The organism is Pseudomonas sp. TE3895, from assembly GCF_056278855.1.
On record NZ_JBWBQE010000001.1, the window covers coordinates 2,308,298 to 2,333,774 of the forward strand.

The 25,477-nt window shown below is 62.5% G+C and carries 22 protein-coding genes, 1 tRNA gene and 1 pseudogene; 10 read left to right on the top strand and 14 right to left on the bottom strand.

Annotated features, from left to right (window positions below):
• Positions 1–28: 28 nt before the first annotated feature.
• Positions 29–118, top strand: a tRNA-Ser gene (locus tag ACZ889_RS10425).
• A 171-nt stretch (positions 119–289) separates the two neighbouring features.
• Here the strand turns inward: ACZ889_RS10425 and ACZ889_RS10430 are convergent.
• From ACZ889_RS10430 to ACZ889_RS10445, 4 genes and pseudogenes are all read right to left on the bottom strand, one after another.
• Positions 290–1,048 (bottom strand): RHS repeat-associated core domain-containing protein, encoded by a 759-nt coding sequence (locus ACZ889_RS10430; RefSeq protein WP_180688698.1) that lies wholly within the window; start codon positions 1,046–1,048, stop codon positions 290–292.
• 95 nt (positions 1,049–1,143) lie between these two features.
• A pseudogene (locus ACZ889_RS10435) lies at positions 1,144–1,422 on the bottom strand (helix-turn-helix domain-containing protein).
• Positions 1,423–1,607: 185 nt separating this feature from the next.
• The gene (locus ACZ889_RS10440) at positions 1,608–1,880 is read right to left on the bottom strand and encodes a DUF3077 domain-containing protein (protein WP_012051485.1); all 273 of its coding nucleotides are present in this window, start codon (positions 1,878–1,880) and stop codon (positions 1,608–1,610) included.
• A gap of 74 nt (positions 1,881–1,954) precedes the next feature.
• Entirely contained in the window at positions 1,955–2,218 is a 264-nt protein-coding gene (locus ACZ889_RS10445; protein WP_108190684.1) for a hypothetical protein, read from the bottom strand.
• A gap of 640 nt (positions 2,219–2,858) precedes the next feature.
• Here ACZ889_RS10445 and ACZ889_RS10450 point away from each other — a divergent pair.
• From ACZ889_RS10450 to ACZ889_RS10460, 3 genes are read left to right on the top strand one after another with little or no spacing between them, the layout of a single operon-like run.
• A complete protein-coding gene (locus ACZ889_RS10450) occupies positions 2,859–3,719 on the top strand; it encodes an SH3 domain-containing protein (protein ID WP_003254727.1) in 861 nt (286 codons plus the stop codon).
• Between the two features lie 8 nt (positions 3,720–3,727).
• Complete coding sequence (locus ACZ889_RS10455; protein ID WP_476257357.1) at positions 3,728–5,635, top strand: hypothetical protein; 1,908 nt, start codon at positions 3,728–3,730, stop codon at positions 5,633–5,635.
• A 10-nt stretch (positions 5,636–5,645) separates the two neighbouring features.
• The gene (locus ACZ889_RS10460) at positions 5,646–6,854 is read left to right on the top strand and encodes a hypothetical protein (RefSeq protein WP_047604281.1); all 1,209 of its coding nucleotides are present in this window, start codon (positions 5,646–5,648) and stop codon (positions 6,852–6,854) included.
• A gap of 95 nt (positions 6,855–6,949) precedes the next feature.
• Here the strand turns inward: ACZ889_RS10460 and ACZ889_RS10465 are convergent, their stop codons facing one another.
• Complete coding sequence (locus tag ACZ889_RS10465; protein WP_049587971.1) at positions 6,950–7,567, bottom strand: LysE family transporter; 618 nt, start codon at positions 7,565–7,567, stop codon at positions 6,950–6,952.
• Positions 7,568–7,757: 190 nt separating this feature from the next.
• Between ACZ889_RS10465 and ACZ889_RS10470 the strand changes: the two genes are divergently transcribed.
• Both ACZ889_RS10470 and mqo read left to right on the top strand, forming a co-directional pair.
• Positions 7,758–7,949: a YhfL family protein gene (locus tag ACZ889_RS10470; protein ID WP_003254720.1), complete on the top strand. Its 192-nt coding sequence runs from the start codon at positions 7,758–7,760 to the stop codon at positions 7,947–7,949.
• A 327-nt stretch (positions 7,950–8,276) separates the two neighbouring features.
• A complete protein-coding gene (gene mqo, locus ACZ889_RS10475; protein ID WP_476257358.1) occupies positions 8,277–9,914 on the top strand; it encodes a malate dehydrogenase (quinone) in 1,638 nt (545 codons plus the stop codon).
• A gap of 132 nt (positions 9,915–10,046) precedes the next feature.
• On the opposite strand, the gene ACZ889_RS10480 is transcribed toward mqo, so the two are convergent.
• Positions 10,047–10,382, bottom strand: coding sequence for an ArsR/SmtB family transcription factor (locus ACZ889_RS10480; protein ID WP_003254716.1), 336 nt, complete (start codon positions 10,380–10,382; stop codon positions 10,047–10,049).
• 49 nt (positions 10,383–10,431) lie between these two features.
• Between ACZ889_RS10480 and xenA the strand changes: the two genes are divergently transcribed.
• A complete protein-coding gene (xenA, locus tag ACZ889_RS10485; RefSeq protein ID WP_476257359.1) occupies positions 10,432–11,523 on the top strand; it encodes a xenobiotic reductase XenA in 1,092 nt (363 codons plus the stop codon).
• Between the two features lie 123 nt (positions 11,524–11,646).
• Here xenA and ACZ889_RS10490 read toward each other — a convergent pair whose 3' ends face one another.
• The 5 genes from ACZ889_RS10490 to ACZ889_RS10510 all read right to left on the bottom strand — a co-directional run bounded on the left by ACZ889_RS10490 (position 11,647) and on the right by ACZ889_RS10510 (position 18,182).
• The gene (locus ACZ889_RS10490) at positions 11,647–12,894 is read right to left on the bottom strand and encodes an NAD(P)/FAD-dependent oxidoreductase (protein WP_476257360.1); all 1,248 of its coding nucleotides are present in this window, start codon (positions 12,892–12,894) and stop codon (positions 11,647–11,649) included.
• A 2-nt stretch (positions 12,895–12,896) separates the two neighbouring features.
• Positions 12,897–14,474, bottom strand: a complete 1,578-nt coding sequence (locus tag ACZ889_RS10495; RefSeq protein ID WP_476257361.1) for an aldehyde dehydrogenase (NADP(+)) — start codon at positions 14,472–14,474, stop codon at positions 12,897–12,899.
• 150 nt (positions 14,475–14,624) lie between these two features.
• Complete coding sequence (locus tag ACZ889_RS10500; RefSeq protein ID WP_003254709.1) at positions 14,625–15,572, bottom strand: dihydrodipicolinate synthase family protein; 948 nt, start codon at positions 15,570–15,572, stop codon at positions 14,625–14,627.
• Between the two features lie 46 nt (positions 15,573–15,618).
• Positions 15,619–16,545 carry a 4-hydroxyproline epimerase gene (locus ACZ889_RS10505; protein WP_476257362.1) on the bottom strand — a complete coding sequence of 309 codons (927 nt, stop codon included), beginning with the start codon at positions 16,543–16,545 and terminating at the stop codon, positions 15,619–15,621.
• A gap of 23 nt (positions 16,546–16,568) precedes the next feature.
• The gene (locus ACZ889_RS10510; RefSeq protein WP_012051492.1) at positions 16,569–18,182 is read right to left on the bottom strand and encodes an APC family permease; all 1,614 of its coding nucleotides are present in this window, start codon (positions 18,180–18,182) and stop codon (positions 16,569–16,571) included.
• 377 nt (positions 18,183–18,559) lie between these two features.
• On the opposite strand from ACZ889_RS10510, the gene ACZ889_RS10515 reads away from it, so the two are divergent.
• Entirely contained in the window at positions 18,560–19,342 is a 783-nt protein-coding gene (locus ACZ889_RS10515) for a PAS domain-containing protein (protein WP_476257363.1), read from the top strand.
• On the opposite strand, the gene ACZ889_RS10520 is transcribed toward ACZ889_RS10515, so the two are convergent.
• Positions 19,330–20,217, bottom strand: coding sequence for a LysR family transcriptional regulator (locus ACZ889_RS10520; RefSeq protein WP_003254701.1), 888 nt, complete (start codon positions 20,215–20,217; stop codon positions 19,330–19,332). The genes ACZ889_RS10515 and ACZ889_RS10520 overlap by 13 nt on opposite strands.
• A 141-nt stretch (positions 20,218–20,358) precedes the next feature.
• Between ACZ889_RS10520 and moaB the strand changes: the two genes are divergently transcribed.
• On the top strand, positions 20,359–20,877 hold the full coding sequence (gene moaB / locus ACZ889_RS10525) for a molybdenum cofactor biosynthesis protein B (protein ID WP_098091224.1): 519 nt from the start codon (positions 20,359–20,361) through the stop codon (positions 20,875–20,877).
• 46 nt (positions 20,878–20,923) lie between these two features.
• On the opposite strand, the gene ACZ889_RS10530 is transcribed toward moaB, so the two are convergent.
• On the bottom strand, positions 20,924–21,823 hold the full coding sequence (locus tag ACZ889_RS10530; protein WP_180688691.1) for a bestrophin family protein: 900 nt from the start codon (positions 21,821–21,823) through the stop codon (positions 20,924–20,926).
• 20 nt (positions 21,824–21,843) lie between these two features.
• Positions 21,844–22,848 (bottom strand): GTP 3',8-cyclase MoaA, encoded by a 1,005-nt coding sequence (gene moaA / locus ACZ889_RS10535; RefSeq protein ID WP_003254695.1) that lies wholly within the window; start codon positions 22,846–22,848, stop codon positions 21,844–21,846.
• A 222-nt stretch (positions 22,849–23,070) separates the two neighbouring features.
• On the opposite strand from moaA, the gene ACZ889_RS10540 reads away from it, so the two are divergent.
• Entirely contained in the window at positions 23,071–25,401 is a 2,331-nt protein-coding gene (locus ACZ889_RS10540) for an FdhF/YdeP family oxidoreductase (protein WP_180688690.1), read from the top strand.
• The last annotated feature ends 76 nt before the right edge of the window (positions 25,402–25,477 follow it).

Consider the following 25,477-nt stretch of genomic DNA (forward strand, 5'->3'; position numbering starts at 1 on the left):
AAAGAACGCTGGTATGATGCGCGGCATTGGAGAGATGCCGGAGTGGTCGAACGGGACGGATTCGAAATCCGTTGTACTGGCAACAGTACCTAGGGTTCAAATCCCTATCTCTCCGCCATACGCGAAGTAGTCGAAGCCCCCGAAAACGTTGATGTTTTCGGGGGCTTCGTCGTTTCAGGGGTTTCAGTTAGAGCAGATTTGGGGCAGATTTGCGACCTTTCTTGACATTCAAACCTTCGGTTCAGAGAGCTGGTAGAGCTGGAACCAAACCTGAGTCTTCAAGTGGCACTCAGTCGTGCTCAAATCGTACACGTCGGATTTTAAGTCCGGACGCCTTCCACCCCTCGAGTTTTTTCAGGTGGCTTTTGACGTAGGCCAAGGTGTCAAAAGGCGTTAGATAATGACCGCTTTCGTTATTTAGCTGAATAACCCCGTCCTTTATTGTAAGCATGCCAGCAGAAATCGTTGTGGGATGCGAAATTTTAGATTTTGCAGCAATGGCCACTATGCTTGAGTGCGACGGGTCAGTACCTGAGGCATCATCGTAGCTGCCGATAATGAATTTATTATCCTCTGTCATTACCCATTTATGCTTCTGCTCCGGGCGGATGTCATTTTTGAAAAAATTCACATGCGTAGGCATATTAATCTGTGCCTTGTTATCGTCCATATAGCCTTTCATTAGCTCGACCTCACTGCTGAGTTTTCCTTGTTTAACATCTATCAATGGACGAGGTTTTTTGGGGCTGCCCCAGCTATAGCCGCTAGGGTCAGTTCTGTTCACCGGGTCACAAGCGCAATAGGCATATGCATTTAAGCCGCCACGATGAAATGGGCTGAGCGGGTCTGGATTTAGAAAGCGCATCAGAACGGGGCTGTAGGCTCGCTTGCCATTGCCGAGTAGATAACAATTGATCCTTGTCAGTATATGTTCGCTATTAAATGCAAGCTGCGTTGAAATTCCAGGCGCCAGTGTGTGGTATCCGTAGGGGCTGTAGGTCCGGCGCAGTAAAAACGACGCTTCCGTGCTGCTTCGAGTGTTGCTCATAACGGATGGCCCCTTTCGATTTTCGTCACTGACGGTTGCTGAGGTTATTATGTGTTATCTCTAGTGACTTGCTGAACTGGCAGAAATACCAGGGTTTAGCTGCTTCGGGGTGGGTCCGCTATGCCCCCTAAGGCCAGCATCAACTGCTGCACCGTGGAGCCGCCTGTTTTATCCATTCCCGATTACCGGCTGCACCTTGCGCAAGATATTCATGCCTTGGCTTTCACCTCTTCACCCAAAGCAAACACTAAGGTTTGAGCGTCATTAGCCTTCGTTGTATCTGCCAGAAAAGCCCCGATGGCCTCGGAGCTGTCGAGAAAGCGGCAAGCCTCGAAGCGCTTGGTATTGCTCAAGTCCAGTTCAAGGATGGGCATATCCTGGGGGGCATGTGTCGCTCTTAGTTGTTTGCCTCGTAACGCATCAAGAATTTCCTTGGGTCGGTTAGGGGCTCCGATTCGATCCGATTTATCGCTACGCTTGAGCATCAGGTAGCCAGTCAAGCCCGTTCGTACGAAGTATTTCCGATATTCGGCGCAACAAACGGGCTATTGGGTTGACCTTACTTTTTCATCATCCCCAACTCAGCATCATCCAGCAGCGCCTTGGCCATCGCGCTCAGGTAATGCGAGGCCCAGATCAGTTTCTGGTCGCCGTCCATCAGGCCGGTGATGATCAGGTCGCGCACGTAACCCATCAGTTCGGAAGCCTGTTCGCGGGCGTCCTGGCAGGGGATGCCGGGTTCGATGCGGAACAGCGGGTGAGTGTTGTTTTCGCCTTGGTAGAAGCAGGTCTTGCCGACTGTGGTGGGTTCTGTTGTGTTGTCGGTGGGCATTGTTTTGTTTCCCTGGATTCTGGGTTGCCTGGGCTGGCCTGTTCGCGGGCTCGCCCGCGAAGAGGCCTGACCTGCTAATGCAAGGTGTAAGGCTCTGTGGGTAAATGCGGCCGCATCTGCAACTGCATCAATGCCGACTCGACCAGCCCCTGTACCGCTTCCATTTCATGGATCACGGCCTGCATCACGATCGAGCTGTGGGCGGTAGGTTTGAGTTGCACGGATTGACGCGCGACGGACAGGGCGCAGAGCACGTACTCTGAGGACTGGACCAGGGTGTCTTGCAGGATCTGGGTGGAATGGGGGGAGTAGGGTGGATCGGGGACTGTCTTGCGCATGTAAGCTCCTTGGGTAGTGGAGCCGCCTGGCAACGCTGTCAAACGAATGGAGGCAGCTATACATGGGTTGACAGACCGGTACCCAAGGACCCGGCGCACACGAATGTGCCCCATGCACAGCTGCCATTAAGCGCTGCAACGGAAACTTGAGTAGTCGGCCTGTCAAAGCCGGTCGCTGATTTCACAACGACGAGCCGAGACTAGAGCGCGACCGAATCCGTCGCAACCGTTTGAGCGGGTTGGCAGTATGTTTGGGAAACGCCCTACAAGGAAGGGGATAATTCTGAGTACAAGCTGTAGGACGGATTTCTACTAATCAATCAGACAGGCTTCCTGCAACATTTTGTCTTGAACTGCCAATGGCACCTTGGGCTACAATGCGGCCCTCTGATACGCCACTCACGCCCAGGCCACACGCCGTAATGATTACGCGCGCTGGGCGATGAACTCTTCCTGACATGGATTCGTTGGATGCTTTGCGCCGTACTGGTCTCCCCCTGCGCCCCTCGCTGGACGGCTGAATTGTCGTCTGCGGCCAGTGCTGCACACTTTCTGAAAACCCCGCACAAACTCGAATGCTGCCGCCAACCATTGGCTGCGGTACGCGGCTGTGCGCCCCACCGAAAATGGAGTGCTCCACTTGCGTAAGAAATTCGTCGCGTCCCTTCTGGCGGTCGCCATCGCCTCTACCACGGCCTGTGCACAGCTCGGGATCAGCAAAGAGCAAGCGGGCACCGTGATCGGTGGCCTGGCCGGTGTGGCCATCGGCTCGACCATGGGCAGTGGCAACGGCAAGATCGCCGCGGCGCTGATCGCAGGTGGCATTGGCGCCTACGTGGGCAACCGCATCGGCCACATGCTCGATGAAAAGGACCAGCAAGCCCTGGCGCTGCGTACGCAGGAAGTGCTGAGCCAGCAGCAAACCACTGCCAGTGCCCAGCCAGTGACCTGGAAGTCCGACCATTCCGGCGCCACCGCGCAGATCGTGCCGGGCAAGGAATACACCAAGACCAAGCAGGTCGAGGTCAAGCGCGCGCCGAAGATCCAGGCGGTGCCGTCGATGAAGCTGATCAACGAGCCGTATGTGACCATCAGCGACAACCTCAACGTGCGTGCTGCGCCTAACCAGGCTGGCGAGAAGGTCGGCAGCCTGAAGAACCACACCGAATTCACCGCCGTGGGCTCCACCGGTGACTGGATTCTGGTCGGCCGCAAGGGTGTGACCGTGGGCTATGTGCACAAGAACTACGTCGAGCCCAAGGCACAAGCGGTTGCCAAGCGTGTAACGCCAGCCGTCAACCTGGACGAGCTGGACGTTGCCGCCAGCAAGGAAACCCAAGGCTTCGACCTGGACTCGGTGCAGTCGCTGCCAACCCAGACAGTTGCCGCCGAAGCGGCCTGCCGCCCGGTCACCGTCAGCCTGAAATCGCAAAGCGGCCAGACCGAACAAGAGCAGAACACCTTCTGCAAACAAGCCAACGGCACCTGGGAACTGATCTGAGGAACTCCATGAAAAAGCACGCGCTCGCGCTGGCTGTGATCGGCGCTTGTGGTCTGGTACCGCAGGCGTTCGCCCACGAGCTGGCCTTTTCCAAGAAAGACAACATCAAGGTCGAAGTGCCCGGGGATGCCACCACCTGGTGCAAACCCCAGGTCGACCTGACCATTACCCGCCCGGCCTGGGATAACCAGGAACTGCTGGCGGGCCTGCTGACCAAGCTGCCGTTCGTGTTCGCCAAGGACTGCTCGACCGCCAAGGTGAGCTGGAAGGCGGTCGATGCCAAGGGCAACCTGTACGCCAGCGGCTCGGGCAATGCCAGCAACCTGGGGCTGGTGACCCTGGCTGCTGCGCCTGCCACTGCCGCCCCGGCGCCGGCTGCAGCAGCTGCACCCGCTGCACCCGCTCCGGCACCTGCGCAGCCAGAAGCACCGGCTGCTGCTGCACCGACACCGACACCTGCTCCGGCCCCAGCCCAAGCCCCTGCTGCTGCAGCGGCGCCGGCAGTGGTCGAAGCCGCACCTGCGCAGGCAAAACCCGCTCCGGCCCCCGCGCCGGCGCCAGCCGTAGCTGCAGAGCCAGCCCCAACCCCCGAAGCCCCGGCAGCCGCCCCTGTTGTGCCGCCCGTCCCGGCACCTGCCACAGCAGTCGCCGCAGCCCCCACTTCGGACTTCGGTCGCTCGGTGGTCCTGGAAAACCGCAACCTGATGCAGGTAACGGACGGCACCGGCTGCAAATGGGTGCTCAGTACCTCGATCATCGGCGATGGCGACACCCTGTCGTTCGGCACCACCCCGGCCATGCCGTGCCCGGCGTCCGGCTTTGGTGAAGGCAGCTTCGACAAAATCAGCTGGAAGGCTGTGGGTACCTACCGGGGTGATAACTGGACCCGCGTTTATGCTCACCCGAGTGGTTTGATCTTCAACAAGAACCTTGAGCCTGCGGTAAAGGACAAGGCCGTTTCTTATCTCACGCCGCAAGCTGACCAGGCCGCGTTCCTGGTCGGCGAGATCCCAGGCCGGCAGATGAAGGTGTACCTGACGTTCACCCGCTCCAGCTACGGCGTGCTCCGCCCGTTCGGCAGCGACCCTTACTACGTCGCGGTCACCCCGGACGAGTCGTTTGCCCTGGACGCGACCAAGTACAAGGAAGCTGCGCTGGAAATCTTCGACTTGATCAAGACCACCTCGCCGACCACCACCGATGTGGCCAACCTGTTCATCGTCAAAGACCTGTCGGCGATCTCGAACAACATCTGGGGCAACGACGCGCAGAAAATCACTCGCAACCGCATCGGCATCAACCGCCAAGGCCTGTTCTTCGATGTGCGCGACGGAGCCAACTGGGCGGTACAGCGCGAGCAGCAGCGTGTGCGTGAGCAGCGTCAGCGCCAACAGGAACTGGCCCGCGTGCACACCCGTGTGCTGGAACGTTACCAGCAGTTGCAGGACGGCATGAGCGACTTCAAGGGGCGCGAAACCGAGGCGTTGGCGCAGATGGCCGGTATCAAGGTGCGCTTCGCTTCGCCACTGGAGCAGCAAAACCCTGCGACCTCGGCCAGCGTAGTGCCGATGATGGTGCACGTTACCGGCAAGAAAGGTGACTTCTACAGCATCGACTTCCCGAGCAACGGCCGCCTGGTTGCGGACGAGGAATACAGCGAAGGCTGGTACGTGACCCAGGTGGCCAACGCCACGCCGTACTACCCGCTGGACGACGGCCGCGCCGTGCCTACCTACCGTGCCTACAGCGCCGGTGAACCCGAGGCCTGCAAACAGGACCACTGTGCCGACCGCGTGTCGTTCGGCGCCGTGCTGGCCAAGGAATTCCCCAACGCCGGTATCGATTTCAGCTGGACCCCCGAGGTCTCCCAACAGTACGTGAACGACTGGAACAACGCTTCCGCCATGGTCCAGTGAGGCAAACACCATGATCAAACAGATGAACAAGAAGCAGCTGCTGATTGGCGGTGTGGCCGCAGCGGTGCTGGTGCTCGGTGGTGGCTATGCGATGGTCGCCAGCTCGGGCAAGAAGGCTGCGCTGGCCTACTACGACGACTTCAAGGAGCGCTATTTCCTTGAGGATGTGCTGTCGGAGGGGGACATTTCCTACTCGGCGTTTTCCGGCAACCTGACGGTAGCCGACCCGGAGATCCGCGTGGCGGCGGCGCAGACCAATGGCGCCCAGCAGTTCATGCGCGGCCTGTCGGGCTTGATGGAGTCCGTACAGGGTGGTTCGGCTGAAGAAGGCCTGGCGGGCTGGGCCAAGTACCAGCTCAATGTCAGCCGCAATGTGGCCGGGGTGTACCTGAAGGCTGATGCGCTGAAGCTGGCCCATGACGGAGACAGCAAGGATGGCAGCATTCATATCCAGTTGCTGGGCATGCAGATGGCCAACCCTTACGTTGCCAGCAAGGGGGCTGAAGTCGTGCTGGTGGCGGATGTCAGCGACGAAGTCCAGCCACGTGCCGAGCTGGCCGCCAATGGTCGGGCCGCCCCGTCGAACTTCACCTGGGGCGCCAACATGGCGGTGCGCCAGCCAGTAACCGGCGCGTTTCTGGTCAGCAGCACCGGTGACTTTGGTACCACGGTCGACCTGGACTTCACCATCAAGCGCTCCAGCGATGGCGAAGGCTCGATGGCGTTCGTGGTCACCCACCGCAACGACGGCTCCAAGGTGGGGGAGATCGTGCGCAAGGCCGACTTCCAGTCGCTGCCGGAACTGGACGATGTCGAAACCCAGCTCAAGAGTGCCCTGAGCGCGATGCTGATTGGCGCGTACAGCTCGTACACCGGCCAGGCGGTGTTGGCTGAAGCGGTCAGCGGCTTTGCCCGCAAGGCCAAGGTCGAGAACTACTCGGTGAGCTACAGTGGCTTCAAATCGCTGAAAGAGGCTTTCAGCGATTACCAGCAGCAAGTCCCCAAGGCGAAGTTCGCGGCCTTCTGCCAGGAGGTTGGGCTGTCGTCGTGGAGCAGTGACTTTGGCGCCAAGGCCAAGAACCACAGCGATTCGGAATGCGCCATCGGGCAGAAGCTGGTCGAAGACGGCAGTTTCGAAGAGCAGTACACCTTCAAGGAAGGCAAGAGCCTGTTTGCAGCGTTGTTCGTGAGCAAGGCGTATCAGCTGGAAACCAATTGATTGGGTAATGGCTGAGTGAACAAGCCCCCGGGAACCCTGAGTTGCCGGGGGCTTTTTTTGCTGTCAGGTGTGCCCGGACCCTGTCGGGCTTGGGATCAGCGCATCGCCGCCAGTTTGATGCCGAATCCCACCAGGCAAGCCCCCGCCAGCCGCTCGAACATATTGGCAATCCGCGGGCTGGCGCGCATGCGCTCGGCCAGTTGATGGGTCAGCACCACGGCAATCAGCCCATACAGGAAGGTCACCACCGCCACTGTCGCCGCCATGAAACCGAACGTCACCAGCCCTTGGTGTTTCACCGGGTCGACGAACAGTGGGAAAAACGCCATGTAGAACATGATCGCCTTGGGGTTGAGCAGGGTGATCATCATGGTCTGGCGCAGGTACTGGCCGTTGTCCATGCGGCAGGTGTGTGCTGCACCACCGGGTTTGCTCAGCAGCATGCGCAGGCCCAGGTAGGCCAGGTATGCAGCCCCCGCCCACTGCACCATATGAAAGGCGGCAGGGTAGGTGGCCAGCAGGGTGGCGACGCCGGCTACCGCCAGCCACAGCAGCACCTGGTCACCCACGATCACGCCACAGGTCGCGGCCAGGCCTGCCTTGATACCGCCCTTGCCGGTGGCGGTGATCAGGGCGAAATTGCCCGGGCCGGGGATGGCCAGAAGAATAAGGAAGGCGATGACGAATGCGCCGTAGTCGGTGACGCCAAGCATGGTGAGTTCCTGTTGGGCATTGCGAAGGCAGTGCTCTGAACTATCGTCGCCAAAGGCGCGCTTTTCAACCTGTTGTTGCACAGTTGCAAAGAACCTGTGCCAAGCGCGGCTTGGATCCAATGCCTGGAGTCTGTATGATTCCGCGGCCATCAGACGATGGTCGAAGATGATTCATTTAAAGGATTGAGTAATGAAAAAGCTGTTCAAGGCCACCGTAGCCGTTGCCGTCGTTTCGGGTGTTGCCCTGCTGTCGGGTTGCACTGGCCAGGTTTACAACCAACCGAAAAACTGCACCTACGACTACCTGTTCCACCCTTCGGTTTCCATCTCCAAGATCATCGGTGGCTGCGGCCCGATCGATAAACTGCCTCAGCAGCAGTAATCTTGGCGGTACCCTGATCGCGACGCTTGCGGCGTGATCCAAGGCCCCCGGTCATGCACATGGCCGGGGGTTTTTGTTTGTGACGTGACAAACTGCCGCTGGGGCAACCGGTCGCCTTGACGCTCCGGCCTGCAATTTGTTTGTGCTGGCATTTCAGATACAATCGGAAAAACGATTCAGCCTTGTCGGTCAATTCGACCAAAGGCCGAGCCGTTTTCTGGTTCTCTGGCTGCTGAACAATGATCAACAAAAAGCCTGCGCTGAAGAACACGCTTTACCGGGGCCAGCCACAGGCCCTCCCTCTGTTCTCCTGACTGGAATTGATCAATGTTCAAGAAAGCTGGCAAGACCTTGCTGGGTCTGGCGGTCGCTGCAAGCGTCATGCAAGCGCACGCTGCAGAAACCAAGAAAGTAGACGTGCTGCTGGTCGGCGGCGGCATCATGAGCTCCACCCTGGCTGTGTGGCTGCACGAGCTGGAGCCAAGCTGGTCGATGGAAATGGTCGAGCGCCTGGATGGCGTGGCCGAAGAAAGCTCCAACGGCTGGAACAACGCCGGTACCGGCCACTCCGCGCTGGCCGAGCTGAACTACACCCCGGAAGACAAAGACGGCAACGTCAACATCGCCAAGGCCATCGAAATCAACGAAGCCTTCCAGATTTCCCGCCAGTTCTGGTCGTGGCAAGTACGCCAGGGCGTGCTGAAGAACCCGCACTCGTTCATCAACACCACCCCGCACATGAGCTTCGTGTGGGGCGATGACAACATCAAGTTCCTCAAGAAACGCTACGACGCACTGCAGGCCAGCCCGCTGTTCCGTCCGATGCAGTACTCCGAGGACCACGCGCAGATCGCCAAGTGGGTCCCGCTGATGATGGAGGGCCGCGACCCGAACCAGAAGCTGGCCGTGACCTGGACGCCGATCGGCACCGACGTCAACTTTGGCGAGATCACCCGCCAGTTCGTTGGCCACCTGCAGACCCAGAAAGGCTTCGAGCTGAAGCTGTCCAGCGAAGTGCAGGACATCACCCGCAACAAGGACGGCTCCTGGCACGTCGAGTACAAGAACCTGAAGGACGGTACCGAGTCGGCCACCGACGCCAAGTTCCTGTTCATCGGTGCCGGCGGCGGCGCGCTGAAGCTGCTGCAGAAGTCGGGTATTCCGGAAGCCAAGGAATACGCAGGCTTCCCGGTGGGTGGCTCGTTCCTGGTGACCGAGAACCCGACCGTGGCCATGCAGCACATGGCCAAGGCCTACGGCATTGCCTCGACCGGTGCGCCACCCATGTCGGTCCCGCACCTGGACACCCGCGTGCTGGACGGCAAGCGCGTCATCCTGTTTGGCCCGTTCGCTACCTTCTCGACCAAGTTCCTGAAGAACGGTTCTTACCTGGACCTGCTGAGCAGCACCACCACCCACAACGTGTGGCCGATGACCAAGGTGGGTGTCGACCAGTATCCGCTGGTCGAGTACCTCGCTGGCCAGCTGATGCTGTCTGACGATGACCGCTTCGAAGCCCTGCGCACCTACTTCCCGAATGCCAAGAAGGAAGACTGGCGCCTGTGGCAGGCCGGCCAGCGTGTGCAGATCATCAAGCGTGATGCCGACAAGGGCGGCGTGCTGAAGCTGGGTACCGAAGTGGTGGCTTCCGAAGACCGCACCATCGCGGGTCTGCTGGGTGCCTCGCCAGGTGCTTCGACCGCTGCGCCGATCATGCTGAACGTGCTGGAGACGGTGTTCAAGGAGAAGGTCGCTACCCCAGAGTGGCAGGCCAAGATCAAGGAAATCGTGCCGAGCTACGGCACCAAGCTGAACGACTCGGCAGCGGCCACCCAGAAAGAGTGGAACTACACCGCTGAAGTGCTGCAACTGGGTAAACCACCTGTGATCGACGCCAGCGTTGAATTCGGTGGCGCGGCAAGCAAGCCGGTTGAGAGCAAGCCTGAGAACGACATGGCGCTGTAACCGGCCATTGTTGTGAAAGAAAGCCACGGGGGAGACCTCGTGGCTTTTTTGTTGCCAAGCCCAGCGCAGCCCTCAGGCTTATCGCCATCCCTGGTAGGAGCGGGTTCACCCGCGAAGAGGCCTGCACAGGTATCACTGCTGGCGCAGTATGCACTCCAGCAGCCCGGGAAACCGCTCGCCCAGCATCTCGCTGCGCAGCGAATTCATATGGGTAGTCCCCACATTGCGGGTTTGCACCAGCCCTGCATCACGCAACACACGGAAGTGGTGGGACATGCTCGACTTCGGCCGGCCTCCGTCCAGCTCGCCACAGCTGGCCTCGGCCACGCCGGCCAGGTGGCGGACGATTTCCAGGCGCACGGGGTCGCTGAGCGCATAGAGCAGGCGTTCAAGGATGAGGTCGTCGGGGTTGGGATGTTTATAGGCTCGCATGGTTGACATGATAACGGGGGTTTCATTAATTGCCATAGTTCGATTATGATCGAACAACAGTATTCAAATGAACCCGGAGTTTCCCATGTCCGCACTGTTCGAGCCCTACACCCTCAAAGACGTCACCCTGCGTAACCGTATCGCCATTCCGCCGATGTGCCAGTACATGGCCGAAGACGGCATGATCAACGACTGGCACCACGTTCACCTGGCCGGCTTGGCCCGTGGTGGTGCCGGCTTGCTGGTGGTCGAGGCCACTGCTGTGGCGCCGGAAGGGCGTATCACCCCCGGTTGCGCCGGTATCTGGAGCGATGCCCACGCTCAGGCGTTCGTACCGGTGGTGCAGGCCATCAAGGTTGCCGGCTCCGTGCCGGGTATCCAGATCGCCCACGCCGGGCGCAAGGCCAGCGCCAACCGCCCGTGGGAGGGTGATGAGCACATTGCCGCCGACGACGCGCGCGGCTGGGAGACCATTGCCCCGTCTGCCATTGCCTTTGGCGCGCACCTGCCGAAAGTGCCACGCGAAATGACGCTGGACGATATCGCCCGGGTCAAGCAGGACTTCGTCGATGCCGCCCGCCGTGCGCGTGATGCCGGCTTCGAGTGGATAGAACTGCACTTTGCCCATGGCTACCTGGGCCAGAGCTTCTTCTCCGAGCACTCCAACAAGCGCACCGATGCCTACGGTGGCAGCTTCGAAAATCGCAGCCGCTTCCTGCTGGAAACACTGGCCGCCGTGCGCGAAGTGTGGCCGGAGAACCTGCCGCTGACCGCGCGCTTTGGTGTGTTGGAATACGATGGCCGCGATGAGCAGACCCTGGAAGAGTCGATCGAGCTGGCCCGCCGCTTCAAGGCCGGTGGGCTCGACCTGCTGAGCGTGAGTGTCGGCTTCACCATTCCCGACACCCACATCCCCTGGGGGCCAGCGTTCATGGGGCCGATTGCCGAGCGCGTGCGCCGCGAAGCGAAGCTGCCCGTGACGTCGGCGTGGGGCTTTGGTACGCCGCAGTTGGCGGAGGCCGCATTGCAGGCCAACCAGCTGGATCTGGTTTCGGTAGGGCGCGCGCACCTGGCCGACCCGCACTGGGCTTACTTCGCGGCCAAGGAGCTGGGGGTGGAAAAAGCGTCCTGGACCTTGCCAGCGCCTTATGCGCACTGGCTCGAGCGTTACCGCTGAGGCTTGGAGGGGCTGCTTTGCAGCCCATTCGCGGGCAAGCCCGTCCCCACAGAGACACCACAGGTGTCAGATACTGCACCCTCTCTGTGGGAGTGGGCTTGCCCGCGAATGGGCCGGTAGAGGCTAAAACCGGTCCAGTCGGTATGCGCCCATCTCAGGCCCACCAGCCTGCTCAGCCAACCGCCCCACCCATTCCGCCGTCACCGCCGCCTGGGTCAACCCCAGGTGCTGATGCCCAAACGCCAACAGCACCCGCCCATCGCACACCCTGTCGATCACGGGCAATGAGTCCGGCAACGAAGGCCTGAAACCCATCCACGGCGTTGCCCCTTCGACGCTCAAGTCGTGCCGGAACAACCCCTTGCTCAACCGGTGCAACTGCCACGCCCGCTGCATGCTCGGCGGTGCCTGCAGCCCGGCAAACTCCACTGTGCCCGCCAGGCGCAAGCCTTCGGCCATGGGCGTCATGATGAATTTGCGCTCAAGCGAGGTGACTGCAAACGGCAGGCGCTGGTGCTCACCCGGCAACATCAGGTGGTAGCCGCGTTCGGTATCCAGCGGCACTCGCGTGCCTGTCAGCGCGGCAGTCAGTTTTGCAGAATGGGCGCCACAGCTGACAAGCACCTGGCGGGCATTGAGCATGCCTTGGTCGCTGGCAAGGCTCACGCCGGCACTGTGCAACTGCCCGCCATCGACCTGCGCCTGGACAAAGCGCACCCCACTGGCCTTGGCCGCTTCGAACAATTCGCACACCACCCGATAAGGGTCGATGAAGTGCCCGGTGCGCGGGAAGAACAGCCCGCCCAACAGTGACGGGCTGAGTTGCGGCGCCGCTTCGCGCACGGTTTCGGCCGACCAGAAGTCCACCGGCACCGCCTGCTGTTGCATGCGTGTGCGCAACGCCTCCAGCGCTTGGCGTGACTCCGGCTTCTCGAACACCAGCAACGAACCATCCTCTTGAAACAATTCGCTGCGCCCGATCGAGCCCAACAGCCGTTGCCAGGCGCCTAGGCTGCCTTCGTTCAGCGTGCGAATGCCCGCCACGCTGCGCTGGAACGGCGCCGGGCGCAGGTTGAGCAGCAGCCGGGTGAACCACGGCATGGCCTTGGGCAGGTACTTCCAGTCCAGGCGCAGCGGGCCCATCGGGTCGAGCAGCATGCGAGGCAGGCGCTTGAGGATCGACAGGTCGGCAATGGGGAACACTTGCTCGGTTGCCAGGTGCCCGGCATTGCCGAAGGACGCGCCCAGGCCGGGCGCCTGGCGGTCGACCAGGGTTACCCGACGGCCCTGGCGGGCCAGTTGCAAGGCACAGGCGACGCCGACGATGCCTGCGCCGACCACGGCGATATCGGTTTCAGCGGTTTCGACCATGCTCAGTCTTCCCGTTTACCATCAAGCAGGCGCCGCAGTTGCAGCGGGTTGTCGTGTTTCAATGCCTGCGGCAGCAGCGCATCGGGGACGTCCTGATAGCAAACCGGGCGCAGGAAACGCAGGATCGCCGCGGTGCCCACCGAGGTGGTGCGGGCATCGGAAGTGGCCGGGAACGGCCCGCCGTGGACCATGGCATCGCACACCTCGACGCCCGTCGGCCAGCCATTGACCAGAATGCGCCCGGCCTTGCGCTCAAGGGTGGGGAGCAGGGCGCGAGCGCTGTCGATGTCGGCCTCGTCCAGTTGCAGGGTAGCGGTCAGCTGACCTTCCAGGTGTTCGGCTACCTGGCGGACCTGCTCAGCGTCGGTGCAGGCAACGACCAGCGACGCTGCACCGAACACTTCAGCCTGCAACGCCGGGTCGGCGAGAAACGCTTCGGCCTGGGTCACGAACAACTGTGCCTGGCACTGGTTGGGGCCCTGATCGGTTTGGCCACTGGCGATGGTTTGGGCGCAGGGGTTGTCTGCCAGGGCTGCGATACCGGCCTGGTAGGCACTGAAAATGCCGGGGGTGAGCATGGTTTGGGCGGGGGCCTGCTGCACGTAACCGGCGGCTGCAGTGATGAACCGCTGCAGGGCCGGCCCCTGCCGGGCGATTACCAGGCCAGGGTTGGTGCAGAACTGGCCGGCGCCCTGGGTCAGCGAGGCGACGAAACCTTGTGCCAGTGCTTCGGCACGGGCTTGCAGGGCGGCGTCGAACAGGAACACCGGGTTGATCGAACTCATTTCGGCATACACCGGGATGGGCTCCGGGCGCGCCTGGGCGGCTTGGCACAGCGCCATGCCACCGCTGCGCGAGCCGGTGAAACCAACGGCCTTGATACGTGGGTCGCTGACCAGGGCAATGCCCACTTCGCGGCCCGAGCCATAAAGCAGCGAGAACACACCCTCCGGTAAGCCGCACTGCTTCACCGCTTGCGCCACTGCCTGGCCGACCAGCTCACTGGTGCCGGGGTGGGCACTGTGGGCCTTGACCACCACGGGGCAGCCAGCGGCCAATGCCGACGCGGTGTCACCACCGGCCACCGAGAAGGCCAGCGGGAAATTGCTGGCGCCGAACACGGCGACTGGCCCCAGGGCCACCTGGCGCTGGCGCAGATCAGCGCGGGGGAGGGGCTGGCGCTCAGGCAGGGCGCTGTCGACCCGCACGTCCAGCCATTCGCCGGCCCGCACTGTACGGGCAAAGGTGCGTAGCTGGGTGCAGGTACGGCCACGCTCGCCCTGAATGCGCGCCTTGGGCAGGCCGGTTTCGGCCACGGCGCGGTCGATCAGGGCATCGCCGAGGGCCTCGATCTGTGTGGCGATGGCTTCAAGAAAGTCTGCTCGTTGTTCGAGCGAGGTTTCGCGGTAGGCGTCGAATGCCGCCCAGGCCAGCGCGCAGGCCTGGGTCACGTGTTCGCCGGTGCCGCCGAGGTAGGCCGGCTCCAACGTCTGACCGGTGGCTGGGTCGATGGCACGGATGGCGTCGCGGCTGCCGGTTACCGGCCTTTGGCCGATCAGCAGGTTGCCTGTGAGGGGCATGTAGCCTCCTTGGAAATCGAATGCAGATGCATGGGGGATTACGACCCCTGTAGGAGCGGGTTCACCCGCGAACACCGGCGAAGCCGGTGCCATGCACCGGGACGCCTGATTCGCGGGCACGCCCGCCCCCACAGGGAGAGCGGTGGCTGCTCAGGCGATGTTCTGCTCAGCCGACCAGCTGGCGTACCAGCTGCGGAACAGCGCGTACTGCTGTTCGGCATAGTTGCGCTGGGCGTCGGTCAGGACGTCGGTCTCGTTGAAGTGCAGGCTGTACTCGGTGTCGCCGTTGAGCACCATCAAGTGCTTGTAATACAACACCAGGTCGCAGCCTTCATCGAACGACGACAGCACCGCCAGCGCCGCTTCCAGCTCGCGCGCCAGGCGGCGGGCACGGGCGTCGCCTTTGGCGGCCTGTTTGCTCAGGCTCACCAGTTGCAGCACTTCGCGCGGCAGCGCATTGCCGATGCCGGTGATGGCGCCGGTGGCGTTGCAGTTGACGAAGCCATGCACCACCTGGGTGTCGACACCGACCATCAGGGTGACATCGTCATCCTTGGAGGTGATGTGCTCGGCGGCATAGCGCAGGTCGGCGCCACCGCCGAACTCCTTGAAACCGATCAGGTTGGGGAACGCGCTACGCAGTTCGAAGAACAGGTCGGCGCGGGTGGCAAAACCGTAGTAGGGGCTGTTGTAGATCACCGCCGGCAGCTTCGGCGCGGCAGCCAGGATGGCCGAGAAGTGATGCTTCTGGGCGATCAGCGAGGCGCCGCGGCTGAGCACGCGAGGGATGACCATCAGGCCGGCGGCACCGACCTTGGCGGCGTGGGCGGCATGCGACACTGCCTCACGGGTGTTGACTGCGCCCGTGCCGACGATGGTCGGGATACCGGCCGCCACCAGGCGCGCCACGCCTTCCTGGCGCTCGGCCTCGGTCAGCAGCGGCCAGTCGCCCATCGAGCCGCAGTACACCACGGCGCTCATGCCGGCTTCGATCAGTTCGCGGCCCTTGCGCACCAAGGCGTCGAAGTCCGGCTTGCGCTCGGCGGTGCATGGGGTCATCAGGGCGGGCATGGTGCCGGTGAAAATGTTGTTGGTCATTGTTGTTACTCCTGGCGAAATTGGGTTTGGTCAAAAGGCCGTGGGCTCAGATGCCCCAGGCGAACGGGTCCTGTTCGTCGATCAGCAGGGTGCTGTCGGCGGTCATGTGGGCACGGCCGGTGATGAACGGTCGAATACGCTCGCCGTCGCGCTCGTAACGGCCGTGAAACTGGCTGCCGGTGATGCTGGCCTGCACCCAGGTCTGGCCTTCGGCAAGCTTGCCGTCGGCGGCCAGGCAGGCCAGCTTGGCGCTGGTGCCTGTGCCGCATGGGGAGCGGTCGTAGGCCTTGCCGGGGCACATCACGAAGTTGCGGCTGTCGGCGTTGGGGTCGTCGGCGAACAGCTCGACATGGTCGATGGGCGCGCCGTTTTCGCCGGTGATGCCTTGGGCTTCGAGCGCCTTGAGCATGGCCCAGGTGTACTCGGTCAACACCTCGCGGTTATCCAGCTCGATGCGCTGGCCGTGTTCGGCAACGAGGAAGAACCAGTTGCCGCCCCAGGCGATGTCGCCGTGCACCACGCCATGGCCGGGCACATTCACCGCCACATGCTGGCGGTAGCGGTAGGAGGGCACGTTGGCGACGGTGATGGCGCCGTCTTCATGCAGGGTGGCGCTGACCTGGCCGACCGGGGTGTCGATCTTGTGCACACCCGGTGCGATCAGGCCCAGGTGCTGTAGCGAGGCGACCAGGCCGATGGTGCCGTGGCCGCACATGTTCAGGTAACCGGCGTTGTTGAAGAAGATCACCCCGCAGGTGGCGTCGGCCGACACTGGCGGGCAGTACAGTGCGCCAACCAGCACATCGTTGCCGCGTGGCTCCAGCAGGCAGGCGCGGCGCCACCGGTCGTGCAGCTCGCGCAGTTCGTCGCGCTGTTCGGCCATGCTGCGGCCGTGCAGTTGCGGAAAGCCCTTCATCACCAGGCGGGTCGGTTCGCCGCCAGTGTGGGAGTCGATGACGTGAATCTGTTTCATGGGCTTGTCCCTTGCGTAAAAGATCAGGAAGCGACGGCAGCAGGGCGGCCGGTATAGGTTTCAGCGCAGGCTTCGCTTTCGTCCTCGCCTTCCAGGCGCACCAGGTGGGCAGGCACGCCAGTGGCCGCGCCCCAGTAGTAGATGCCCAGCGCGCAGGCCGCCACGACCACGGTGTCGAATGGGTGGCCGATGACGCCCAGGCCGCCGAAGCTGCCCAGCCACGACAGCAGGATGGTCAGCGCATAGAACCCGATCAGCCACGCCGACGAGCGAACTTGCTGGGCCAGCGAAAGGTGCTGGGTGGGTACGAAACGGCTGCACAGCAGGTACAGCACGAACATCACGATCTGCAGGGCCAGCAGCCACGACACGGTGTTCCAGCCCGACCAGTACACGATCAGCGCGGCGATGATGAACGACAGCGGGCCGAGCACAGCCATGCCCTTGACCCGGAACGGGCGCGGCATGTGTGGTGCATTGCGGCGCAGGGCGGCAACACTGACCGGGGCCACGGCGTAGCTCAGTACCAGAGCGGCGGATACCACGTTGATCAGCGCTTCCCACGACGGGAAGGGCAGGGTCCAGAACACCGACAGGCCGAACGTCAGCCACAGGGCCGGGCGCGGGATGCCGGACTCTGCATCGATGCGGGTGAAGTACTTGAAGAAGGTGCCGGTCTGCGCCCAGCCATAGATCACGCGCGGGGTGGCGTTCATGTAGATGTTGCCGCAGCCGCTTGGCGAGATCACTGCGTCGGCCACCACCAGGTAGGCCAGCCAGCCCACACCCAGCGCCAGGGCGATGTCACGGTAGGGCAGGGCCAGTTCCTTGGTCACGCTGGCCCAGCCGTTGGCCAACATTTCGGTCGGCACGCTGCCGAGGAAGGCCAGTTGCAGCAAAGCGTAGATCGCGGTGGACAGCAACACCGAAAGAATCAGCGCAATCGGGATGGTGCGCTGCGGGTTCTTGACCTCGCTGGCCACCGAAATGATCGGCGTCAGGCCCAGGTAGGCGAAGATGATGCCGCCGGCGGATACGGCCATTTCCACCCCGGACAGGCCGAACGGGGCAAAGCCCTGGACCTCGAAGTTTTCCGGTTTGAAGAAGGTGAACAGCACGCCTATCACCAGCAGCGGCACGATGAACTTGAACACGCTGACCAGGTTGTTGGCCTTGGCGAAGGTTTTCACGCTGCGGTAGTTGAGGAAGAAGAACAGCCCCAGCAAGGCGAACTGCACCAGCCAGCCGAGCACGGTCGGGTCGCTGGAGCCGGCCTTGGTCAGCCCGGGAAACCAGGCGGCGGCGTATTGGCGTGAGGCAACCACTTCGATGGCGATCAGGCTGGAAAAGGCGATCAGGGTGATGAAACCCATCAGGTAGCCGAGCAGTGGGCCGTGCGAGTAAACCGGGTAGCGCACCACGCCGCCGGCACGTGGCAGGGCGGCGCCCAGCTCGCAGTAGACGATACCCAGCAGCAGTACGGCGAACCCGCCGAGAAACCAGGAGAGGATGCCGGCCGGGCCGGCGATGGCCGACACGTGGCTGGCGGCGAACAGCCAGCCGGAGCCGAAAATGGCCCCTAGGCCGATGAAGGTGAGGTCCAGCAGTGATAACTGTTTTTTGAATTTGCCTGACATGGGTTCGCCTTTTTGTTGGTTATTGGATAGGCAGGTCTGATGTCACGAGATGCGGCTTTTTGGGCCGCGCTCTTGTAGGACTTGGGCGGCTTGCGTGGGGCATAGAGTGAACCGGTCGGGGCGGCGGTTCTTGATGGTTTTCTGCAAGGGGGATGACGAAATCGGCACAGTTGCAGAAAAACAGTGGTAAGGCGCAAAGCGGGGGGATAGGCTCAAAGCCATACCGGATAAGGGTTTGAGAGATGCAGTGCTAGTGCCGGCCCTTTCGCGGGTGAACCCGCTCCTACAGGTACGGCGCAGAATTCAAAATCTGTGGGGGCCCTGTAGGAGCGGGTTCACCCGCGAAGAGGCCGGCCCAGCCAGCAGAGAACCGACAGATGACCGACACCCCCCTGGCAACCCTCTACCAGTCCCTCGACCAGCACCGCCCCGCCACCCTCGAGGCCCTGCTCGCCGGTGTATCGCTGTTGCTGCCGATGCTCGACGCCATCCCCAACGCCGCAATCTTCATCAAGGACCCGGCCGCCCGCTACGTGCTGGCCAACAACACCTTGGTCCAGCGCTGCGGCCTCAAGCGCTTGCAACCGCTGCTGGGCAAGACCAGCGCCGAAGTGTTCCCGGCACAGCTGGGCCCCGGCTACACCGAGCAGGACCGCCGGGTGCTCAAGGAAGGGATGGTGCTGGAGGACCAACTGGAGCTGCACCTGTACGGCAGCCGTGAACCCGGCTGGTGCCTGACCCACAAGCGCCCGCTGTACAACCAGGCGGGCGAAATCATCGGCCTGGTCGGTATTTCGGTCGACCTGCAGTCAGCCGCCGACAGCCACCCCGCTTACCAGCGCCTGGCTGCGGTGGACGAGCACATTCGCCAGCATTTTCACCAGCCGATCAGCATGGGCGAGCTAACCCGCATCGCCGGTATTTCCGTGGCCCAGCTGGAGCGCTATTGCAAGCGGGTGTTCCACCTCACGCCCCGGCAGATGATCCACAAGGCACGCCTGGAGCACGCACATCGCCTGCTGCATTCGGAGCTGCCGATCACTGAAGTGGCGATGCGCTGCGGCTACACTGACCACAGCGCTTTCAGCCGCCAGTTCAAGCAACTGACCGGTTTTACGCCACGCCAGTATCGCCAGGCTACCGCCGATCAGGTGGCCTGAAACAGCCCCCGCGCCTCGGCAAAGCATTGCTCGGCAATCGCCGAGCGCGGCTCGCTGCGGCGCAGCAGCAGGCCGACCGGGCTGTGGATGGCGGCGTCTGCCACCGGTACGATGCGCAGGTGCTCGCTGAGGTCTTCCAGGCCGCAGTCCAGTGGCATGATCGCGCAGCATATGCCGGTGTTGATGGCCTGGATAAGCTGGAAGCTCGAGTCGCTCTCAAGCACCGCATTGGGCTCCAGGCCACGGCTGCGGAAGCTCAGGTCCAGCGACTGGCGGTAGTGCATGCCTTTGCTCAGCAGCCCCAGCGGAATATCGCCAAGCTCGTCCCAGCGCAGCCGGTCGCTGGCGAACTGGAAGTGCCGTGTATCGTGCAGCAGGCCCATGGTGGTGGTGCCGAGTTCGATCACTTCGAAGAAGCTGGTGTTGACCTGGTCCAGGTAGCAGATACCCAGGTCGAGCTGGTTGCGGCTGAGGCCGTCGATGACCTGTTCCGAACTCAGCGAGCTGAGCTGAAAGTGCAGTTCGGGGTATTTTTCGCGCAGGGGCAGCAGCAGGTGCATGGGGTTGAAACTGGCCAGCGGCACCGTGCCCAGGCGCAGGCTGCCGACCACCTGGCCACGGCAACTGGCAGCCTCGGCCTGCAGGCCGTCATGGGCGGCGAGCAGGGTACGGGCCCAGGCCAGGATGCGCTCGCCGGCCTCGGTGAAACCTTCGAAGCGCTGGCCCCGCTTGACCAGCACCAGGTCCAGTTCGTCTTCCAGGTTGCGCAGGCGCATGGACAGCGTCGGTTGGGTGATATGGCACAGCGCCGCCGCCTGGCCGAAGTGGCGGGTCTGGTCGAGGGCGATGAGGAACTTGAGCTGCTTGATGTCCATGGAAGTGCCTGGCGTCTGGTTATGCAGACCTTAACCCACGTCTGCGATAGATGTCATTGATCGGCCGGTACGTCATATCGATTGGACGCCTCTGGGGGTATGCCTCTAGCGTGGTGAAAATGCCCTTCAAGGAGCTTCACCGTGCGCGTCCAACTTGATGCGGTCTTCGTACCGCTGAACATCGCCGTGCTGACTGTCAGCGACACCCGTACCTACGACAACGATACTTCCGGCGCGCTGCTGGCCAACCGCTCGGTCGAGGTCGGTCACCGGCTGGTGGCGCGAGCGCTGCTCAAGGACGACCTGTACAAGATCCGCGCTCAGGTGGCCAGCTGGATTGCCGATGAACAGGTGCAGGTGGTGCTGATCACTGGCGGGACCGGCTTTACCGGGCGCGACAGCACACCCGAAGCGGTCGAGTGCCTGCTGGACAAGCGTATCGATGGGTTTGGCGAGTTGTTCCGGGCATTGTCGATTCTCGATATTGGCAGCTCGACCGTGCAGAGCCGGGCGTTGGCCGGGTTGTCCAACCGCACGTTGGTATGTTGCCTGCCGGGCTCGACCGGAGCCTGCCGCACCGCCTGGGAAGGCATTCTGGCCGAGCAGCTGGATGCACGGCACCGGCCATGCAACTTCGTCAAACACCTGTTGCCGGTGTAGGAGCGGGTTTACCCGCGAAGAGGCCAGAACAGGCAACCACCCACCGTCAGCTCAACACATACCCCACCGGCAACAAGGCAGGAGGCAGCTGCTGTTCCCCCAGCCCGGCCAGCACATCGCGCTCCACAGTCCGCACCATGGCATCGGTCGGCAGATCGTTCTCATCGCGCCCGAACGGGTCTTCTAGCTCGTTGCCTATCGCATCCAGCCCGAAGAACGTGTACCCCACGATGGTGGTGAAAAGTGGTGCCAGCCAGCCCAGCGGCTCGGCCAGGGCAAACGGCAGCAGCAGGCAGAAAATGTAGATGGTACGGTGCAGCAGCAGCGTGTAGGGGAACGGCAAGGGTGTGCCCTTGATCCGCTCGCAGGTGGCTTGCACTTCGGTCAGGCCCGCCAGGCGTTGCTCCAGCAGGTTGTAGCGCCATTCGCTGATCTGTTGCTGTGCGGCCAACCGTGAACAGTGGTCGCCGATTTCACGCAGGATGCCGTCGCACACATTGTGCGGGCTGATCGCATCGGCCCTGGCCAGCCACGGTCTGGCAGCTGCCCGTTCGTCCTCGTTACGCAGCCGGGCATTGAGTGCATGGGCGAAACCACACAGGTTGCGCAGCAGTTCGGTGCGCAGTGTTTCGTCGGTAATCGCCACGCTTTCCCGCACGAACGAGCGGGTTTCGATAATCAGTTTGCCCCAGGCCTTGCGCCCCTCCCACCAACGGTCATAGCACGCGTTGTTGCGAAAGCTCATGAAGATCGACAGCGACAGGCCCAGCAAGGTGAACGGCGTGGCGCTGACCGGGTAGAAATACGTCGGGAAATGTCGCTCGACCAGCACGATCAGCGCGGCCAGCAGTGTCACCATCAGGCAACGCAGGGCAATGCGTTTGACGATCGACCCCTTGAGGGTGAACAACACGCGCAACACATCGGTGGAGGGGGGGACGATCATGGAAATCCAGAGACGGCTGCTCAGCCGCCGGTCATGTTCATGAAGCGCAGGATCTGCACATCGCCACCGACTTCGAAGTGATGGCGATAGGGCTTGAGGTGCAGCGAATCGCGAATGGCCTTTTCCAGGCGTTCGGGGTTGCCAGGGTGGGCGCGCAGCACGTGCTTGAGGTCGACCGAGTGTTCGTTGCCCAGGCACAGCAGCAGGCGGCCTTCGACGGTAAGGCGCACGCGGTTGCAGGTGGCGCAGAAGTTGTGGCTGTGCGGGGAAATGAAGCCGACCCGGGTGTTCGCGGCTTCGGCCAGGCGCCAGTAGCGGGCCGGCCCCATGGACGACTCGGTCGATTCGACCAGCGTGAACTGCTCGGCCAGGCGTGCCCGTACTTCATCACTGGAGCAGAACGATTCGCCACGTTCATGCTCGCTTATCACCCCCAGCGGCATTTCCTCGATGAAGGTGATGTCCAGCTCGCGTTCGATGGCAAAGCGCACCAGATCGACCAGTTCATGGTCGTTGCGGCCTTTGAGTACCACGCAGTTGAGCTTGGTGCGCTTGAAACCGGCCTGGCGTGCGGCGTCGATGCCGGCGATTACCTGGGCAAGGTCGCCGGTACGGGTCAGCTGCTTGAAACGGTCGGCATCCAGGCTATCCAGGCTGATGTTCAGGCGTGTCACCCCGGCGTCGAACAGCGGCTGAGCCAGGCGCCCAAGTTGCGAGCCGTTGCTGGTCAGGCACAGCTCGCGCAGGCCGGGCAGGGCGGCGATGCGCCCGCACAGGTCGACGATGCCCTGGCGTACCAGTGGCTCGCCACCCGTCAGGCGGATCTTTCGGGTGCCCAGCGCGACGAAGCGTTCGGCCACCTGGAACAGTTCTTCGAGGCTGAGGATTTGCTGGCGCGGCAGAAACTGCATGTCTTCGGCCATGCAGTACACGCAACGGAAGTCACAGCGGTCGGTGACCGACATCCGCAGGTAGTCGATTTTCCGGTTGAAGCCGTCGATCAGGGCCCGGCTGTTCTGTTCCACGTTCGCACTCGAATGGGTTGGGACATGACTCCAAGCTATAACCTGGCCGCAAGGCCGTCAAATTGCTTTGCCTGACCGGTTGATCGATGGCCTCTATCGCTTGGTATAGCCTCTGGCAGCCATGATCGAAACCGCTTATCACGCCGTAAGATCTTTCGATTGGACGCCCCTTCCCACGCTCCATAGGCTGGAAAAAAGCATCGAAGCGTGAGGATTCATCGCATGAGCCAGGACGAACATATCAGGGACTACAAGGGCGCCGCTGCCGGCTGGGGGGCGCTCAAAAGCGTGACCAAGAGCTGGCTGGGCAGCGACAACGCCTTCAAGAACCTGCGGGCCATGCTCAAGACCAACCAGAACGGCGGTTTCGACTGCCCCGGCTGTGCCTGGGGCGAGTCGCCGGAAAGCGACATGGTCAAGTTCTGCGAAAACGGCGCCAAGGCGGTCAACTGGGAAGCCACCGGCCGCTCGGTCGACCCGGCTTTCTTCGCCAAATACAGCGTCAGCGCGTTGAAGGAGCAGACCGACTACTGGCTTGAATACCAGGGCCGCCTCACCCACCCGATGCGCTACGATGCCGCCACCGACCACTATGTCGAAACCACCTGGCAGGAGGCCTTCGAGCTGGTCGCCAGGCACCTGCGTGCGCTGCAGTCGCCGGATGAGGCCGAATTCTATACCTCGGGCCGGGCCAGCAACGAAGCGGCGTTCCTTTACCAGCTGTTCGTGCGTGCCTACGGCACCAACAACTTCCCGGATTGCTCGAACATGTGCCACGAAGCCAGCGGCGCGGGCATGTCGGAAACCCTCGGGGTGGGCAAGGGCACCGTGGTGTTCCACGATCTGGAGCTGGCCGACGCGATATTCGTCATCGGGCAGAACCCCGGCACCAACCACCCGCGCATGCTCGAACCCCTGCGCGAAGCGGTCAAGCGTGGCGCTCAGGTCGTCTGCTTCAACCCGCTGAAAGAGCGAGGCCTCGAGCGCTTCCAGCACCCGCAGCACCCGTTCGAAATGCTCAGCAACGGCTCCGAGCCGACCTCCAGCGCCTACTTCCGCCCGGCCTTGGGTGGAGACATGGCGGCAATGCGCGGTATTGCCAAGTACTTGTTGCAATGGGAGCGCGAGGCACAGGCCAAGGGCGAGCCGGCGGTATTCGACCATGCCTTCATCGCCGAGCACACCAGCGGCGTCGACGATTACCTGGCGGCGGTGGATGCCACGTCCTGGGAGCACATCGTCAAACAGTCGGGCTTGACCTTGGCCGAGATCGAGCTGGCCGCACGCATGTATCGCAAGGCCGAGCGGGTCATCATGTGCTGGGCCATGGGCGTCACCCAGCACCGCCATTCGGTGCCGACCGTGCAGGAAATCGTCAACCTGCAGCTGCTGCGCGGCAACGTCGGCAAACCCGGCGCAGGCCTGTCGCCGGTGCGTGGCCACAGCAACGTGCAGGGGGACCGTACCATGGGCATTGACGAGAAGCCGTCGGCGGCGCTACTCGATGCCATCGAACAACGCTTCCAGTTCAGTGTGCCGCGTACCCATGGGCACAACGCGGTGTTGGCCATCAAGGCTATGGAAGAGGGGCGGGCCAAGGTGTTCATCGGCCTGGGCGGCAACTTTGCCCAAGCCACCCCGGACACCGCGCGCACCCACGCGGCGCTGCAGAACTGCGCGTTGACCGTGCAGATTTCCACCAAGCTCAACCGCTCGCACCTGGTCACCGGCCGCGATGCGCTGATCCTGCCGTGCCTGGGCCGTACCGAAATCGACCTGCAGGCCGAAGGGCCGCAAGGCGTGACCGTGGAGGACACCTTCAGCATGGTGCACATCTCCAACGGCCAGTTGCGCCCGCGCTCGCCGCATATGCGCTCGGAACCGTGGATCATTGCCGGCATGGCGAAGGCCACGCTGGGCAACCAGCCGATCGACTGGGAGTACGCGGTGGCCGATTACAACCGCATTCGCGACATGATCGCTGACGTGATTCCGGGCTTTACCGGTTTCAATGAACGCTTGAACAGCCCCGGCGGGTTCCACCTTGGCAACAATGCCGCCGATCGCAACTTCCGCACGGCCACGGGCAAGGCCCGCTTCATGCCCCACGCGCTGCCCGAGGAACTGGTCAACGCCAAGGTACTGGCCCGTGGTGACAAGCCCGACCTGATTTTGCAGACCCTGCGTTCGCACGACCAGTACAACACCACCCTGTATGGCCTGGACGACCGCTACCGTGGGGTGTTCGGCCTGCGTGAAGTGGTGTTTGTCAACGAAGCCGACATCCGCCGCCTGGGCTTCGAACCGGGTGAACAGGTAGACCTTGTGTCGCTGTGGGAGGATGGCGTGGAGCGGCGGGTGTCGGGGTTCCGCCTGGTGGCGTATGACGTGCCTGAGGGGCAGGCGGCGGCGTATTACCCGGAAACCAACCCGTTGGTACCGCTTGAAAGTTATGGCGAGGGGACCTATACCCCGACCTCGAAATTCGTGGCGATCAAGGTCGTGAAAGCCAAGGCGGGGAACCGCATTGCGGCGGTGTTGGCCTCGGATTGATGGGGTGCCTGTGCTGGCCTCTTCGCGGGTGAACCCGCTCCTACGGGACCCCACAGCGCTTGAGGTTGAGGTGATC

Bases quoted from the DNA above. Each gene is read 5' to 3' on its own strand.
- ACZ889_RS10460 (WP_047604281.1), top strand. From the start codon at position 5,646: ATGATCAAACAGATGAACAAGAAGCAGCTGCTGATTGGCGGTGTGGCC.
- ACZ889_RS10530 (WP_180688691.1), bottom strand. From the start codon at position 21,823: ATGATCGTCCCCCCCTCCACCGATGTGTTGCGCGTGTTGTTCACCCTC.
- ACZ889_RS10445 (WP_108190684.1), bottom strand. From the start codon at position 2,218: ATGCGCAAGACAGTCCCCGATCCACCCTACTCCCCCCATTCCACCCAG.
- ACZ889_RS10465 (WP_049587971.1), bottom strand. From the start codon at position 7,567: ATGCTTGGCGTCACCGACTACGGCGCATTCGTCATCGCCTTCCTTATT.
- ACZ889_RS10430 (WP_180688698.1), bottom strand. From the start codon at position 1,048: ATGAGCAACACTCGAAGCAGCACGGAAGCGTCGTTTTTACTGCGCCGG.
- ACZ889_RS10455 (WP_476257357.1), top strand. From the start codon at position 3,728: ATGAAAAAGCACGCGCTCGCGCTGGCTGTGATCGGCGCTTGTGGTCTG.
- xenA (WP_476257359.1), top strand. From the start codon at position 10,432: ATGTCCGCACTGTTCGAGCCCTACACCCTCAAAGACGTCACCCTGCGT.
- ACZ889_RS10515 (WP_476257363.1), top strand. From the start codon at position 18,560: ATGACCGACACCCCCCTGGCAACCCTCTACCAGTCCCTCGACCAGCAC.
- ACZ889_RS10440 (WP_012051485.1), bottom strand. From the start codon at position 1,880: ATGCCCACCGACAACACAACAGAACCCACCACAGTCGGCAAGACCTGC.
- ACZ889_RS10490 (WP_476257360.1), bottom strand. From the start codon at position 12,894: ATGGTCGAAACCGCTGAAACCGATATCGCCGTGGTCGGCGCAGGCATC.
- ACZ889_RS10500 (WP_003254709.1), bottom strand. From the start codon at position 15,572: ATGACCAACAACATTTTCACCGGCACCATGCCCGCCCTGATGACCCCA.
- ACZ889_RS10470 (WP_003254720.1), top strand. From the start codon at position 7,758: ATGAAAAAGCTGTTCAAGGCCACCGTAGCCGTTGCCGTCGTTTCGGGT.
- ACZ889_RS10510 (WP_012051492.1), bottom strand. From the start codon at position 18,182: ATGTCAGGCAAATTCAAAAAACAGTTATCACTGCTGGACCTCACCTTC.
- ACZ889_RS10480 (WP_003254716.1), bottom strand. From the start codon at position 10,382: ATGGCAATTAATGAAACCCCCGTTATCATGTCAACCATGCGAGCCTAT.
- mqo (WP_476257358.1), top strand. From the start codon at position 8,277: ATGTTCAAGAAAGCTGGCAAGACCTTGCTGGGTCTGGCGGTCGCTGCA.
- ACZ889_RS10505 (WP_476257362.1), bottom strand. From the start codon at position 16,545: ATGAAACAGATTCACGTCATCGACTCCCACACTGGCGGCGAACCGACC.
- ACZ889_RS10495 (WP_476257361.1), bottom strand. From the start codon at position 14,474: ATGCCCCTCACAGGCAACCTGCTGATCGGCCAAAGGCCGGTAACCGGC.
- ACZ889_RS10520 (WP_003254701.1), bottom strand. From the start codon at position 20,217: ATGGACATCAAGCAGCTCAAGTTCCTCATCGCCCTCGACCAGACCCGC.
- ACZ889_RS10540 (WP_180688690.1), top strand. From the start codon at position 23,071: ATGAGCCAGGACGAACATATCAGGGACTACAAGGGCGCCGCTGCCGGC.